Genomic DNA, 13846 nt, shown 5'->3' on the forward strand with positions numbered 1-13846 from the left:
CAGAAAAAGAAATCGTTATGAATAGGGAAATATCACGTTAATTCTTTGTTATCCTTTTTGGCAAATGCGAAAAAACGCTGCCCAAAATAGTTTAATACCACAAACAGGCACATTCCTGTAAGCATTGCCACATTGTCTCGAATACTCCGATCAGCGTCGTTTAATGCCATTCTTATCAATGGCTTGGCTGCTCCATAGGCGATCAAATAGCATACTGTAATATTAAGGGCAAACTTCCATACCGTCTTTACCGACTTTTCTTTCTGTTGAAAGGTGAAGTTCTTATTTAAAAAATAGCTCAAAATGCTGCCCAGAATATAATTGGCAGCAGATGCTGCCCAGTAAGAAAATCCCAAAAAATTATAGGACAGGAACATGACTGTGGTACCAAATACGGTATTGATCACACCCACAATCATAAATTTTAAAAATGTAATATCCATCCATTTTTTCATATACTTATCTCCATATGGAAAAGCAGTTCAAACATGCTCTGAACTGCTCTTTCTTAGGCGTAAAATCCTGCAAAGCAGGATTCTTTTTTATCTACTATTTCCATAATTCAGGATGATAAACACCCTTTGCGATCAAATCTTCGAATGCCTTTACAACAGCACCCTTATCTTCTTTATATGTAATACCAAACCAACTGTCATTCGTTGGGAGCATCTTTACCTTGGCCTGCTTTTTCTGAATCAACTGATCCACAATGATTGGCAACAGATATTCTGAACTAATATCTCCTTCTGGTATTTCTTTTAAAAAATCAACAAATCCGGTTTCCAATTCTTGAAAAATATCCGGCATAAATCCCCACATATTCATGGATACCTTAGATTCTGGAACAATCACTATATCAGAACCATTCTCATCATGGGCAATGGTTCCATTCTCTGCCAGATAGATTCCCTTCGTCTCAACTACATTCAGCAGATATTGATCTTCGTCTGTATTACACACCCCTCTGGTCACAGCTCCATTGTCACTTAATGTGTTACCAAGAATAAAGCCTGCCATGGATATATCATACATCCCCATCTCTTCTTTTGTCTTTGCGGATTGAAGATATTGATGCAGCTTCACAAAAGCTTCCTTGCCATAATAATCATCTGCATTGATTACCACAAATGGTTCATGGATCAAATCCTTACATGCAAGAATTGCCTGTCCAGTTCCCCATGGTTTTGTACGTCCAGCCGGCACTTGGAAGCCTTCTGGAATATCGTCCAGCTCCTGATAAGCATATTCAATTGGAAGCACCTTTTCTATCCGTTTCCCAATAATTTCGTGAAAATCCTTCTCCAGATCTTTACGAATAATAAATACAACCTTGTTAAATCCGGCCTCTTTGGCGTCAAAAACAGAATAGTCCATGATGATCTCACCACTTGGTCCTACTGACTCCAGTTGCTTAATTCCCCCTCCATATCTGCTTCCGATTCCTGCGGCCATAACAACCAATGTCATATCCTTCTTCATTATTTACCCCTTTTCTTTTGTATCATCCTCTATATTTCCCTGTTTCTTTGCATTTATTTTCTTAATTATAACAAACCACATATGCTTTGTCATCTAAAGAATATATTAACAAATTCTTTCAAAATTCCTTATATAAAGAGAAGGATACTTTGCGAAAAAGCATCCCTCTCTTATCTCATTTTTATTATTCACGAAGCTGAGCACCTAAATCGCTTAATTTCTTTAAAATTTTATCGACTAATTTATTTACTTCGTTTTCCTCTAACGTACGGTCTTTTGCACGGAAGGTAAGCGCATATGCAACGGATTTAAATCCTTCTTTGATCTGATTTCCTTCATATACGTCAAATAATTCAACGGATTCTAATAATTTTCCTCCGTTTTCTTTAATAACAGCTTCTAACTGTCCTACGAAAACATCCTTGGAAACTGTCATACTTAAGTCTCGCTTCATAGCTGGGAATTTTGCGATCGCTTCATATTTACGATCGAATGTAGCTTTCTCAACTAATACCGGCATATCGATCACTGCCACGTAAACACGCTGCTTAATTCCGTAGTTTTCTGCTGCTTCCGGATGAATTTCTCCCATATATGCTGCTTTTTCGCCATCCAACATGATCTCTGCCTGACGCCCTGGATGTAAAAATGGAATTTCCTTACATGGAACAAATTCAGACTTTCCAACCAGACCGATGGCTTCAAATAATTCTTCTACAACCCCTTTTAAGGTAAAGAAATCACAATCACCATACATTCCCAGTGTAAACTGCATTCTTTCTTCTGGCAATTCTGTCAATGGAAGTGCCTTTGGAAGATAGATATTGCCCATTTCATATAAACGTACGTTTTTGTTTCTATGGTTTGCATTGGTAGCAAGGGAAGTCAGCATTCCATTTAAAGAAAGTGTTCTCATAATGCTGTAATCCTCTCCCAGTGGATTAGAAATCACAATTGCCTTTCGGATATCAGAATCTGCTGGAATCAATAATTTATCATATACCTTTGGACTTTCAAAGGAGTATGTCATCCCACCATTGAAGCCGTTCTGTTCTGCCACATCTCTTGCAATGCCTTCGATCCTTCCCTTAAAGGATAATTTACCAGCAGTTGCTTCTCCTGTAGGAAGTGTTACCGGAATCTTATCATAGCCATAGAAACGTGCTACTTCCTCTGCCAGGTCTGCCATACAGCCTAAATCCTGACGGAAGGTTGGAATGATCAGCTCATTGGATGCTTCATCGTATACTAAATCAATCTTCTTAAAATATCCCAACATGGTTTCTGGCGCAATATCGGTACCTAAAAGGGCATTCATCTTATCCGGTTCAAATGGAAGACGTACTTCTTCTACTGGATTTGGATATACATCTGCAACTCCGCCAACTACTTCGCCACATCCTAATTCTTCGATCAGCTGACATGCACGGTTCATTGCTTCAATGGCATTGTTTGGATCTAATCCCTTTTCAAATTTAGAAGACGCATCGGTTCTTAAGCCAAGACGTTTGGAAGACAAACGGATATTAGTGCCATCGAAGGTCGCAGCTTCAAACAGCAGTGTTTTGATTTCATCTGTTACCATGGAGTTTTCTCCACCCATGATTCCGGCAATTCCAACTGGTTTTTCTCCATCCCAGATCATCAGGATGTCCTTGTCTAACTTTCTTTCCTGTCCATCTAAGGTCACAAAAGTATCTCCATCCTGTGCTCTTTTTACTACGATCTCATGGTTCGCAATGGTATCCAGATCATATGCATGCATTGGTTGTCCGTATTCTTCCATTACATAGTTTGTAATATCTACCAAATTGTTGATTGGGCGGATACCCATAGCAGCCAGTCTTCTCTGCATCCATTCTGGTGATGGCGCCAGCTTGATATTCTTAACCACTCTGGCTGTATAACGCGGACAAAGATCTGTATCTTCTACTGTAACCTTAATATAATCATTGACATCCTCCTCATTCCCAGTTTCTTTTACAACTGGTGGATAAAAAGGTTTATCAAAGGTGGCTGCTACTTCTCTTGCCATTCCGATCATACTGAAGCAGTCCACACGATTGGATGTGATCTCGAATTCTACTACACTGTCCCGAAGTCCCATTGCAGCTACTGCATCCTCTCCTGGAGTCACCTCCTTCTGGAAGATATAGATTCCATTTTCTGGTGCTTCTGGATACATTTCTCTGGAGGATCCCAATTCTTCTACAGAACACATCATTCCGTAAGAAGGAACACCTCTTAATTTTCCTTTTTTGATCTTAATTCCATCTTCTGGGTTTGGACTTCCGTCATGACCACCGGCCACTCTTCCACCAACTAATACAACTGGTACTAATGCACCTTCGAATACATTTGGTGCTCCTGTAACAATCTGAATTGGTTCTTCTTCTCCCACATCTACCTGACAGACAACCAGTTTATCTGCATCGGGATGCTTTTCAATCTTTAAAATTTTTCCTACTACGATCTTCTCCAGATTTTTATCTAAATTCACATAATTCTCTACATTGGATCCTGACAAAGTCATACTATCCACATATTCCTGTACCGTACAATCCAGATCCGGTACATATGCTTTTATCCAAGAAATTGGTGTGTTCATTTATTTTTCCTCCAACTATTTATTATTTTAGAACTGTTTTAAGAATCTGACGTCATTTTCATATAATAAACGCATATCGTCAATTTCATATTTTAATAATGCAATACGTTCCAGGCCGATACCAAATGCAAATCCAGAATATACCTCTGGATCAATTCCACAGTCTCTTAATACCTTTGGATGCACCATACCGCAGCCAAGGATTTCAATCCAGCCACTTCCTTTACACATACGACATCCTTTTCCTCCACATTTGAAGCAGGTAACATCTACCTCAGCACTTGGCTCTGTAAATGGGAAATGATGTGGTCTGAATTTTACCTGTGTCTCCGGTCCAAAGAATTCCTTTGCAAACTGTTCTAATGTTCCCTTCAAATCTGCAAATGTGATTCCTTTATCAACAACCAACCCTTCTACCTGATGGAAAGATGGAGAATGGGTTGCATCCACTTCATCAGAACGGAATACTCGACCTGGTGCGATCACGCGAATTGGCATTTTCCCAGTTTCCATAATTCTGGCCTGTACTGGTGATGTCTGTGTTCTAAGCAGAATATCCTTCGTAATATAGAACGTATCCTGTTCATCTTTTGCAGGATGATTAGCTGGAATATTCAGTAGTTCAAAGTTATATTTATCATATTCCACTTCTGGTCCTTCTACTACTTCATATCCCATACCGATAAATACACGTTCCAGATCATCTAAAGCAATCTGGTTTGGATGACGATGGCCTTTTTCCTGTCTTGTTCCAGGCAGTGTTACGTCAATCACTTCGTTTTTCATCTGTTCTTCACGCAGCTTCTTTACTAATAACTTGCGTTCTTTTTCCAGACATTCCTCAATGATCGCTCTTGTCTCATTGACCATCTGTCCTACTTTTGGACGATCTTCTTTGGCAACGTCTTTCATGCCTTTTAATACTTTTGTTAATTCTCCCTTTTTACCCAGGAAATTTACTTTGATGTCATTTAAATTTTCCATCTTCTGCGCCTGGTTAATCTGTTCCAGAGCAGATTGTTTAATGGCTTCCAATCTTTCCTTCATCTTTTTACTCCTTGTAATATATTATAGTTATGACAATGCTCTTAAATAGAAATTCAAAGAATTTCTTAATGTAATAAAAAAACTCCGTTCCCACCAAAGGGACGAAGTCATCGCGGTACCACCCTAATTCCAGATAAACTATCTGGCACTTAAGTCTGCGTAACGAGCAGTCACGTCATTCCCTACTCCAACTCCTTCAGGAATGCAACTTAGGTGTGAATTTCAAGTAACTATCTGAACATAAGAAGGCTTTCAGCCAGTGACCCTCTCTCTCTGCATGTAAATAAATACTCTACTGTGCACCGTCATAGTCTTTAACTTTCCTTATTTTATACCAGCTCTCCCACATATGTCAACCATAGATTGCATAAAATATTCGTAACGAATAAGCCATGCAATAAAAAATATGACAAGTTTACATGGAAGTTTACTTACTAAGTAAACTTGTCATATTTTTTATTATACGGCGTTTCGCCGTAAAGAAATGGTCGTAAAGACATTTCTCTGCATGGCTATGTTCTTTATCCGAAAAGCACGGCAGGCAGTAAAGCCTTCTGGATGAAACTTGTGATTTTGTACCAATTATGTTACACTTTTATTATTCATTTTATAAAATGTTTGAATTATCGATAGAAAGGTTTAGGGTATGATACAGATTATTGCAGCCGTTCAGGCTATTACGACAAAGATGCGGCAAGACCATATTGCTGCATTCGCTGCACAGGCAGCATTCTTTACTGTCCTGTCTACATTTCCATTTATCATGTTTATTCTGTATATCACCCGTTTTCTGCCATTTAACCAGGCAGATATTCTTATGGCTTGCCGGGATTACCTGCCATCTCAATACAGCACCTTTGTAGTTTCCATTATTGAGATGGTTTATCTGCAGCAGTCCACTGCATTGCTGTCCTTCAACGGTCTGTCTCTGCTCTGGTCTGCTTCGAAAGGAGTAAATGCGTTGATCAACGGTTTAAATTCTGTCTATGAAATTGACGAAGACCGTAATTTTATCCTTATGCGCCTCTTATCCTCCTTGTATATTGCCTTTTTTACGCTGGCAATCGTATTTGGCCTTTTGGTACTGGTCTTCGGAAACACCTTTTTTCTGTACCTCTATCAATGGTTTCCAATTTTAGAGCGTTTGAATACTTTATTCGTCATCGGGCGGGTTTTTGTCAGTTTTACCATATTCCTATTAGTATTTCTGGCAATCTATAAATTCCTTCCCAGCCAGAAGATCCGATTTTCCGAAGTAATTCCAGGTGCTGTCTTTTCCACCATAGGCTGGATTGCTTCTTCTTTTGCATTTTCTCTGTACTACGGAAGATTCACTACCATTTTGGATATGTACGGAAACCTGACTGGTTTGCTTCTGGCATTATTATGGTTATATGTATGTATGAACATTTTGTTTATCGGAGCTGAAATCAATTACCACTTTTATCATTCTGCCCAATATTATTAATCAGAATAAATCTTTTGGGAGAAATTCACAATCAGAAAAAGAAAAAGGAGAATTCAGGACTGACAATCAAGTCTTGAATTCTCCTTTTTCTTTACTTTAACATCTGAGATACCATCTGGTTTACTAATTTTCCATCTGCTCTTCCGCGCACCTTTGGCATTAATACCTTCATGATGGCTCCTCGGTCTTTCTTAGCTGGTTCTGTAATTCCAAGTTCTTCTAATACACCCTGGATGCATGCTTTGATCTGTCCTTCATCCATCTCTTCTGGTGCAAATTCTTTGTATACAGACAAACGTGCCTGACATTCCTCAATAATATCCGTACGTTCTGCCGGACAGGCTTCCATGGTCTCCTTTGTCTGCTTCATCTCTTTTGCAATTACTGCATTCTCTTCTGCTTCTGTCAATTCTTCCCGCTTATCGATCTGAGCATTCTTTAATGCAGAAAGCAGCATGGATAAAGAATCCTTTCTCACCTTATCCTTATTCTTCATAGCTGTCATCATTTCTTTTCTGATTTCATCAATTTTACTCATTCTATTTCCTTCTTTCCCAATATGTTTCTTTATAGTATACCACAATTTTACTCTGATTTCTTGTTTAATTCCAAAAAGAAACAGCTCCAATGAGCTGCTTCTAATTGTATGAGTATGTATTAAGTTAGGACAATCGGTTTATTAGTTATAAAATTATTTCTTACTGTTCGTTCTCAAAATCTACGATTCGCTGTACTTTATCTCCTGATCTTCCATTTGGATCAAAGGTACAGGATAAGTACTCTTCTACCATACATTCTGCAAGCTTTGTTCCAATTACCTGAGACCCCATCGTAATGATGTTTGCATGGTTTGATAATTCTGCTCTCTGAGCCTGATATACATCATGGATACATGCAGCATAAGCACCTTTTACTTTATTTGCTGCAATTGATACACCAATACCTGTACCGCATACAAGAATTCCTCTGTCAAATTCCTTTGCTGCAACTGCCTTTGCCAATTTAATCGCCGTGTTTGCGTAAATTGGATCATCGCTTCCAAAATCTGCAACCTCATGGCCAAGACCTTTTACGAATTCCATTAAATGCTCCTTAAATTCCTGTGCGTTTGGATCGCAACCAAATACTACCTTCATCTTTCTCCTCCTTAAATGCTTAAATGAAACCTTTTCTATCAAATCTACAAAGCCAATTATTCAGCTCCATAAATTCTATCTGTAATGATTTTTGCACATTCTACAATGCGTCCCTTGTCTACTGCTGTCTGTAAGATGCTGTAACGATTTCTTACTGTATATCCCTCAATAATACTATTATAGAATAAATCTCTTTCAATACCAATTTCTGTAGGCAGTACCGGTGCTCCTGCTGTACGAAGCAATTCTTCCACTTCTTCTCTTGTTGGAGCAAGTTCTAACGCACAATCAGGCACATCATCTCTCATTAATTCAAACATTTCCGCAATGATCGGTGTTGCGATACCAACTTTGATACCGTGTAATTCTGGGAATTTTCCTCTTGCAATGAAATCCATCTCCCAGTAATGGCTTAGCATATGTTCTGCTCCAGATGCTGGTCTTGAGATTCCGATCAGTCCCATTGCTACGCCAGTTAATGTCAATGCCTCAATCAGGTATAAAATCGCATTTTCGTCACGTTTTGCAAGTCCTGCTGCGTTATCTACTACTTTTTGTAATGCTCTCTGAACTAAGGTCACACAAGTTTCACAACAGTAATCTCCGGCAATTTCCTTTGCAAGATACCAGTCAGCCAGTGCTGTCATCTTACCAAGTACATCACCAAAACCTGCGTGAATCAGATGCATTGGTGCTTCTTTCATAATATCCGTATCACCAACGATTGCATAAGGAAGCGTTGCAATAAATGAAATCTTTCTTCCTGCTTTGATCATTGGTGCTCCATCTGCTGCATATCCATCCATAGAAGGTGCTGTACAAACAATGATATAAGGAATGCCAGTTCTTGCAGACATGTATTTTGCCAGGTCATTTAATGTACCAGAACCAACAGAAACGATCAAACCTACACCTGGATCCAGTTCCATGAACAACCGTCCTAATGCTTTTTCATCTGGGATCAAGATGCCGTCTCCGGTCTGGAAACTATAACTTTTTACATCGAATCCATTGTCTTCTAAAATCTTTAATGTTCTTTCTCCTGCTGCCTCAAATGTATGATTATCGCTGATCATAAATACTGGTTTGTCCTTAAATGGAGCCGCAATATCTACGATGGTTGGAAGTGTTCCTTTTCCGATAGACATATATTTGATGCCCAGGGTATGATGTTGTCCACAGCTACAGTCAAAACTTGCGTCTGCCATTTCATTGATTGTCATTTCTAAGATCTCATTCATAATGCATTCTCCTTTTCATCACTAAAATACTTTTGTCTTATCATTATGTGGCTTATCGTTATAAACCATAATTTCATACTTTGTTTTATATGCCTGTGTTTTCACCTGGACATATTCCACAATGCGATTGTCAGTGTCATACGTAATGGAGGACCATACGGAAATAGAATCCCCTTCATTGATTTCCAGCTGCAAAGCCTCATACGCATTGGCAGCCTTTACTTCCAGTGTCTGTCTCATCTTTGATAAATGAATTCCATACTCCTCCAATGTGTTATACAAAGACCTCTCTGTAAAATCCACCTTTCGAAGATCCGGACAATACTCCATCGGATGAAAAGAATTGGTCAAGCTGTATAATTCCCCATCGATGTAACGAAGTCTTTCCAGATGGAAAACAAGATCGCCCTCCTGTATCTCCAGCTTTTCCGCAATGTTCTTGGATGCCGGCTCCACATTCTGTAGCAATACCTTACTATTGGTAATCTTTCCTTGCAATTTCACATCATTATAAAAGCCAATAATGGAATTCATCTGATGATCCACATGAGATTCATCTCCCACATAGAAAGTACCTTTTCCCTGCAATCTTATAATCTTTCCTTCCTTTTCCAGAACGTTGATTGCCTTTCTTATGGTCGGACGGCTGGTATGAAACATTTCACACAGCTCCCTCTCTCCTGGAAGCGGAGAATAATAATCCAAATGTCTGTATTTTTCTAAAATGGCTTCGCTTAATTTAATATACAATGGTTTTTCTTTTCTCACTTGCATATTCTTTTCTCCTCTCTATGGCTATACTATAACATTATATTTACCACTTGTCAACTATTATTTTACCACTGGTATAGATTTATATATTTAATTTTTTTATCTTACCCTTGCATTCATAGTATCACATTCGCTACAATAATTACCAGACAAAGGAGGTTTTATTCCATGAAAAAAGAAATCATTTTACTGCAGCAGGAGATGATACGCCTTCAGGTTGACTATTACCTTGTTCCAACCTCCGACTATCATCATTCCGAATATATCAGCGATTATTTTAAATGCAGACAATATCTATCTGGCTTTACCGGATCTGCAGGTACTCTTTTAGTTACCACTGAGAAAGCATATCTATGGACAGATGGCCGCTATTTTATTCAAGCAGAGCAAGAATTATCTGGAAGCGGAATTGTCCTTATGAAATCCGGCATGGATGGTGTACCAAAAATTGCCGACTTCTTAAAAGCTCATATGAAACAGGGAGAAACTCTGGGCTTTGATGGAAAGCTCTATACGGCAAAAGAAATGGAAAAGCTACAGCGGCATTTGCAGGACTGTCAGGTCATCTTTCGTCACGACCTGGACCTTGTCCATCCGATCTGGAAAGATTGTGATCCTCTTTCCTGTGAACCTGCCTACCTGCTTCCAGAACAATATGCCGGAATATCTATCAGCGAAAAGATTACCGGTCTTCGGCAGTTCCTCAAGGATCACCATGCAGATTGTCAGCTTCTCTACAGCCTGACTGATATTGCCTGGCTATTCAATTTAAGAGGCAATGATGTTGCCAACACCCCGGTTGCTCTGGCGTATGCCTATCTATCCATGACACAGGCCATATTATTCGTTCAGTCTGGAGTACTGGATTCCACTTCAATTCAAAAGCTTCGGCAATATCATGTGGATATTCAGCCTTATGAAAGCTTTTATGCCTTTATCGACAGCCTTTCTGATACCACAATGCTCATAGATAAACATGATATGAATGATGCTTCTTACCAGCTTCTATCCAATCGGTTGTCCTGCGTCGAAGCATCTGGATGGATTTCCACAGAGAAGATTGTAAAATCTGAACAGGAACTGCTGAATACAAAAAACTGTCATCTTCGAGATGGTATATATATGACTAAATTTATGTACTGGCTGAAAAAGACCATAAAAGAACGGAATTTATCTGAACTGGAAGCCGCTAATGTTATCGATCAGTTAAGACTGTCCGACGACCTGGCACTGGATCTTAGTTTTCCTACCATTTCTGCTTATGGAAAAAATGCTGCCATCGTTCACTATAGTGTAACACCTGAATCCAATGCCACGATTTACCCAAAAGGCATGCTTTTAGTAGACTCTGGCGGACAATACCTGGATGGTACGACGGACATTACAAGAACCTTCATCCTCGGTCCTGTCTCCAAGGAAGAGATCAAATGCTTTACTATGGTCTGCCGTTCCATGCTCCATCTTGCTAACGCCCGCTTTCTAACTGGCTGTAGGGGAAGTAATCTGGATTGTCTGGCACGTCAACCGCTATGGGAAGCTGGATATGACTATCGCCATGGAACCGGACATGGTGTAGGACATCTTTTAAGTGTACACGAAGGCCCTAATAACTTCCGTTTCCGTACCACAGCAGATAATTTAGATGCCGTATTACTACCTGGCATGATTACCACCGATGAGCCAGGACTTTATACAGAAGGTAAATTCGGGATACGAACAGAAAATGAGCTTCTCTGTAAGAAATGGAAAAGAAATGAATATGGACAATTTCTAGAATTTGAATATCTTACCTACGTTCCTATTGATTTGGATGGCATAGATCCAGCTCTGATGAGCCAGCAAGAACGCACCTGGTTAAATGACTACCATCATCAGGTGTATAAAAAAATTGCCCCTCATCTGACCGATGAAGAGCGTCTCTGGTTAAAGGAATATACAAAAGAAATTTAATTCACAATTTATTCTATACCCCTAAATGCTTCGCTAAAATAAATACGGGTTTCTTTGACTATGGGATAATGTGTGAGAACGAAATCATTCCGGTTAGCAATCAGGCTACGGAGCTTCCAAATCTGATACATGTTTTCTCTTGTTCCACACCAGGACAGACGAAAATCTTATCTCTCGTCCAGGGACAAATGGCTATGTAAGCAAGCTTCCATCCATTTGTCCTTATGGACGACCAAAAGCATCGCTTTTGCCAAAGATTTTCTGCCTGAGAAAACATGTAAGCTCCTTTGCAGATTGCTTTACCGGAATGGTTTCGTTCTTTGTAGTATATTTTCTTCTTCATTGTAATACCCCAACAAACAACATCATCACCGGTAACGTTAGCATCGATAATACTGTAGAAATAGTAAAAAGATGAGAAGCTTTTTCTTCTCCCCGATGATATCGTACTGCAAGAATCGTGCCTAATGCTGCAGTGGGACAAGCGGTTGCCATAACGGCAGTGATATATGGCAGATCATCAATAGGCAAAAAGGAACAGATTGCTGCAAATACCGCCGGAACGATCAATAGCTTACATGCTACAATAAAATAATTCCTTATGGTCCTTAATGCTTTCCAAAGATCTGATTGTGCAATCGTAACACCTGCAATGAGCATCGCCAAAGGCGTATTCATACTTCCTACTGCATCCAACGGTTCCACCAAAATCGATGGCAACTGTATTCGAAAAATGAATGCAAGAAAACCAAAAATCAGTGCAAGAATTGCAGGCAATTTTAGCACCGATTTGATATCCTGCTGCTTTTCTCCAGACATCAGCGAAATTCCATGTGTCCAGGCTACCAGATTAAATACAGCAATATAGGCTGCCAGATAAATTACCCCTTGAGCACCTAATAGAGCATTGATCAATGGGATTCCCATAAATCCGCAGTTTGAATAGATCATTGTCCATGCTTCCACCTGGTCTCTGGCAAAAAAATGAGCAAAGATCATACCAATCAAATGTGCCAGAAAGGCCAACAGAAAAACCGCTGCCAGGCCTCTTAACACCTTCATATCAAACTCTATCTGAAAAGAAACAAAGATGACCATCGGATTGACTACTTTGACCAGTATATCAGAAAGTCGCTTACTAGTCTCCTCATTGATCACACCCTTTTTATAGCAAATAACCCCGATTAAAATAATGACCAGCATTATCATTGTCTGATGAAATGCAATTTGTGCCAGCTTCATAATATGTGTTTCCTATCTTATTCTTTCTGTTTTGTTTCTTCTCTAAACCATTTATTATAAATTTCCTGATATTGACCACTCAGATCAATCTGCTTCATAGCTACATTTAACTCATCCATGTAATGAAAGTCCTTCACACACATGATTCCATAGTCAGACTGTTCTTCATATAGATTCTTCTCTACAACAACGATATTACTATTCGGATGATTCTTCAGATAATACTCTACTCCTGTAGAATCATAAATTGCCGCATCTATTTTGCCCTTTTCCAATGCTCGATATACCTGTGTCATATTCTTATACGTAATAATCTTATTGTTATACTTCTTCATGTACTTTAACAGATATTCATGTTCTGAAGTTCCCTTTTCCGTTCCCAGCTTCATATGAACGATATCTTTCTTACTTTCTGCCACTACATTCTTATTGGTGATCAAGGTCATAGAATTTTCAAAGTAAGAATCGGTGAACTTAAACTTCTCCTGTCTAGAATCTGTAATAGATATTCCGCTGATGGCACAATCGATCTTCTTCTCTTCCAAGTCCTCTTCGATATCTTTGATCTGCTCTACTACAAGAACATAATCAAATCCAAGATACTCGCTTAATGCCTCCAACAGATCGATATCAAAGCCTTCGATCTCCCCACTTTGTTTATTCTTGAACGTAAATGGCGCCATATCTGGAGAAACTCCAACCTTTAATGTAATCCCCTTCATAGAACCTTCTGTCTTTATAGATGTAATCACTTTAGGCTTTTGACTTTTTTCGGTTTCCGTATCCTTCTGAAATGGATTCGTACAGCCGCCGAGACAAAAAACAAAACTGAATGTTAATAATAATGCTATGATTTTTTTCATCCTAACTTCTCCTATCCTTCTTGATTCTAACAGTATATCAC

Annotated in this window: 13 protein-coding genes and 1 other annotated feature; of the genes, 2 read left to right on the top strand and 11 right to left on the bottom strand. The window is 39.1% G+C overall.

Going from position 1 to position 13846, the window contains the following annotated elements:
- Window positions 1-32 precede the first annotated feature (32 nt).
- The 4 genes from BHF69_RS06755 to pheS form a co-directional block, all read right to left on the bottom strand.
- Window positions 33-455, bottom strand: a complete 423-nt coding sequence (locus tag BHF69_RS06755; protein ID WP_075670283.1) for a GtrA family protein — start codon at window positions 453-455, stop codon at window positions 33-35.
- 94 nt (window positions 456-549) lie between these two features.
- Entirely contained in the window at window positions 550-1479 is a 930-nt protein-coding gene (locus tag BHF69_RS06760; protein ID WP_075670284.1) for a sugar phosphate nucleotidyltransferase, read from the bottom strand.
- A 184-nt stretch (window positions 1480-1663) separates the two neighbouring features.
- A complete protein-coding gene (gene pheT / locus BHF69_RS06765) occupies window positions 1664-4087 on the bottom strand; it encodes a phenylalanine--tRNA ligase subunit beta (protein ID WP_075670285.1) in 2424 nt (807 codons plus the stop codon).
- Between the two features lie 27 nt (window positions 4088-4114).
- Window positions 4115-5134 carry a phenylalanine--tRNA ligase subunit alpha gene (gene pheS, locus BHF69_RS06770; protein ID WP_075670286.1) on the bottom strand — a complete coding sequence of 340 codons (1020 nt, stop codon included), beginning with the start codon at window positions 5132-5134 and terminating at the stop codon, window positions 4115-4117.
- A 94-nt stretch (window positions 5135-5228) separates the two neighbouring features.
- Window positions 5229-5452: a binding site (T-box leader), on the bottom strand.
- Window positions 5453-5780: 328 nt separating this feature from the next.
- Between pheS and BHF69_RS06775 the strand changes: the two genes are divergently transcribed.
- Complete coding sequence (locus BHF69_RS06775) at window positions 5781-6602, top strand: YihY/virulence factor BrkB family protein (RefSeq protein ID WP_075670287.1); 822 nt, start codon at window positions 5781-5783, stop codon at window positions 6600-6602.
- A 91-nt stretch (window positions 6603-6693) separates the two neighbouring features.
- Here BHF69_RS06775 and BHF69_RS06780 read toward each other — a convergent pair whose 3' ends face one another.
- The 4 genes from BHF69_RS06780 to BHF69_RS06795 form a co-directional block, all read right to left on the bottom strand.
- The gene (locus BHF69_RS06780) at window positions 6694-7140 is read right to left on the bottom strand and encodes a GatB/YqeY domain-containing protein (RefSeq protein WP_075671745.1); all 447 of its coding nucleotides are present in this window, start codon (window positions 7138-7140) and stop codon (window positions 6694-6696) included.
- A 160-nt stretch (window positions 7141-7300) separates the two neighbouring features.
- Window positions 7301-7738 carry an RpiB/LacA/LacB family sugar-phosphate isomerase gene (locus BHF69_RS06785; protein ID WP_075670288.1) on the bottom strand — a complete coding sequence of 146 codons (438 nt, stop codon included), beginning with the start codon at window positions 7736-7738 and terminating at the stop codon, window positions 7301-7303.
- A gap of 56 nt (window positions 7739-7794) precedes the next feature.
- Entirely contained in the window at window positions 7795-8979 is a 1185-nt protein-coding gene (locus BHF69_RS06790) for a sn-glycerol-1-phosphate dehydrogenase (protein ID WP_075670289.1), read from the bottom strand.
- A 21-nt stretch (window positions 8980-9000) separates the two neighbouring features.
- Window positions 9001-9753, bottom strand: a complete 753-nt coding sequence (locus tag BHF69_RS06795) for a GntR family transcriptional regulator (protein WP_075670290.1) — start codon at window positions 9751-9753, stop codon at window positions 9001-9003.
- A 165-nt stretch (window positions 9754-9918) separates the two neighbouring features.
- Between BHF69_RS06795 and BHF69_RS06800 the strand changes: the two genes are divergently transcribed.
- Window positions 9919-11700, top strand: a complete 1782-nt coding sequence (locus BHF69_RS06800) for an aminopeptidase P family protein (protein ID WP_075670291.1) — start codon at window positions 9919-9921, stop codon at window positions 11698-11700.
- Between the two features lie 100 nt (window positions 11701-11800).
- Here the strand turns inward: BHF69_RS06800 and BHF69_RS14150 are convergent, their stop codons facing one another.
- Genes BHF69_RS14150 through BHF69_RS06815 form a run of 3 tightly spaced genes read right to left on the bottom strand, consistent with a single transcriptional unit; the run spans window position 11801 to window position 13805 of the window.
- On the bottom strand, window positions 11801-12043 hold the full coding sequence (locus BHF69_RS14150) for a hypothetical protein (protein ID WP_075670292.1): 243 nt from the start codon (window positions 12041-12043) through the stop codon (window positions 11801-11803).
- Window positions 12040-12942 (bottom strand): AEC family transporter, encoded by a 903-nt coding sequence (locus BHF69_RS06810; protein WP_075670293.1) that lies wholly within the window; start codon window positions 12940-12942, stop codon window positions 12040-12042. The genes BHF69_RS14150 and BHF69_RS06810 overlap by 4 nt, the downstream gene beginning before the upstream one ends.
- Before the next feature lie 17 nt (window positions 12943-12959).
- Entirely contained in the window at window positions 12960-13805 is an 846-nt protein-coding gene (locus tag BHF69_RS06815; RefSeq protein WP_083651142.1) for a substrate-binding periplasmic protein, read from the bottom strand.
- Window positions 13806-13846: the final 41 nt, after the last annotated feature.

Origin of the sequence: Anaerostipes sp. 992a (genome assembly GCF_001940245.1) — a bacterium.
In the GTDB taxonomy this organism is placed as follows: domain Bacteria; phylum Bacillota; class Clostridia; order Lachnospirales; family Lachnospiraceae; genus Fimousia.

Bases quoted from the DNA above. Each gene is read 5' to 3' on its own strand.
- BHF69_RS06755 (WP_075670283.1), bottom strand. From the start codon at position 455: ATGAAAAAATGGATGGATATTACATTTTTAAAATTTATGATTGTGGGT.
- BHF69_RS06760 (WP_075670284.1), bottom strand. From the start codon at position 1,479: ATGAAGAAGGATATGACATTGGTTGTTATGGCCGCAGGAATCGGAAGC.
- pheT (WP_075670285.1), bottom strand. From the start codon at position 4,087: ATGAACACACCAATTTCTTGGATAAAAGCATATGTACCGGATCTGGAT.
- pheS (WP_075670286.1), bottom strand. From the start codon at position 5,134: ATGAAGGAAAGATTGGAAGCCATTAAACAATCTGCTCTGGAACAGATT.
- BHF69_RS06775 (WP_075670287.1), top strand. From the start codon at position 5,781: ATGATACAGATTATTGCAGCCGTTCAGGCTATTACGACAAAGATGCGG.
- BHF69_RS06780 (WP_075671745.1), bottom strand. From the start codon at position 7,140: ATGAGTAAAATTGATGAAATCAGAAAAGAAATGATGACAGCTATGAAG.
- BHF69_RS06785 (WP_075670288.1), bottom strand. From the start codon at position 7,738: ATGAAGGTAGTATTTGGTTGCGATCCAAACGCACAGGAATTTAAGGAG.
- BHF69_RS06790 (WP_075670289.1), bottom strand. From the start codon at position 8,979: ATGAATGAGATCTTAGAAATGACAATCAATGAAATGGCAGACGCAAGT.
- BHF69_RS06795 (WP_075670290.1), bottom strand. From the start codon at position 9,753: ATGCAAGTGAGAAAAGAAAAACCATTGTATATTAAATTAAGCGAAGCC.
- BHF69_RS06800 (WP_075670291.1), top strand. From the start codon at position 9,919: ATGAAAAAAGAAATCATTTTACTGCAGCAGGAGATGATACGCCTTCAG.
- BHF69_RS14150 (WP_075670292.1), bottom strand. From the start codon at position 12,043: ATGAAGAAGAAAATATACTACAAAGAACGAAACCATTCCGGTAAAGCA.
- BHF69_RS06810 (WP_075670293.1), bottom strand. From the start codon at position 12,942: ATGAAGCTGGCACAAATTGCATTTCATCAGACAATGATAATGCTGGTC.
- BHF69_RS06815 (WP_083651142.1), bottom strand. From the start codon at position 13,805: ATGAAAAAAATCATAGCATTATTATTAACATTCAGTTTTGTTTTTTGT.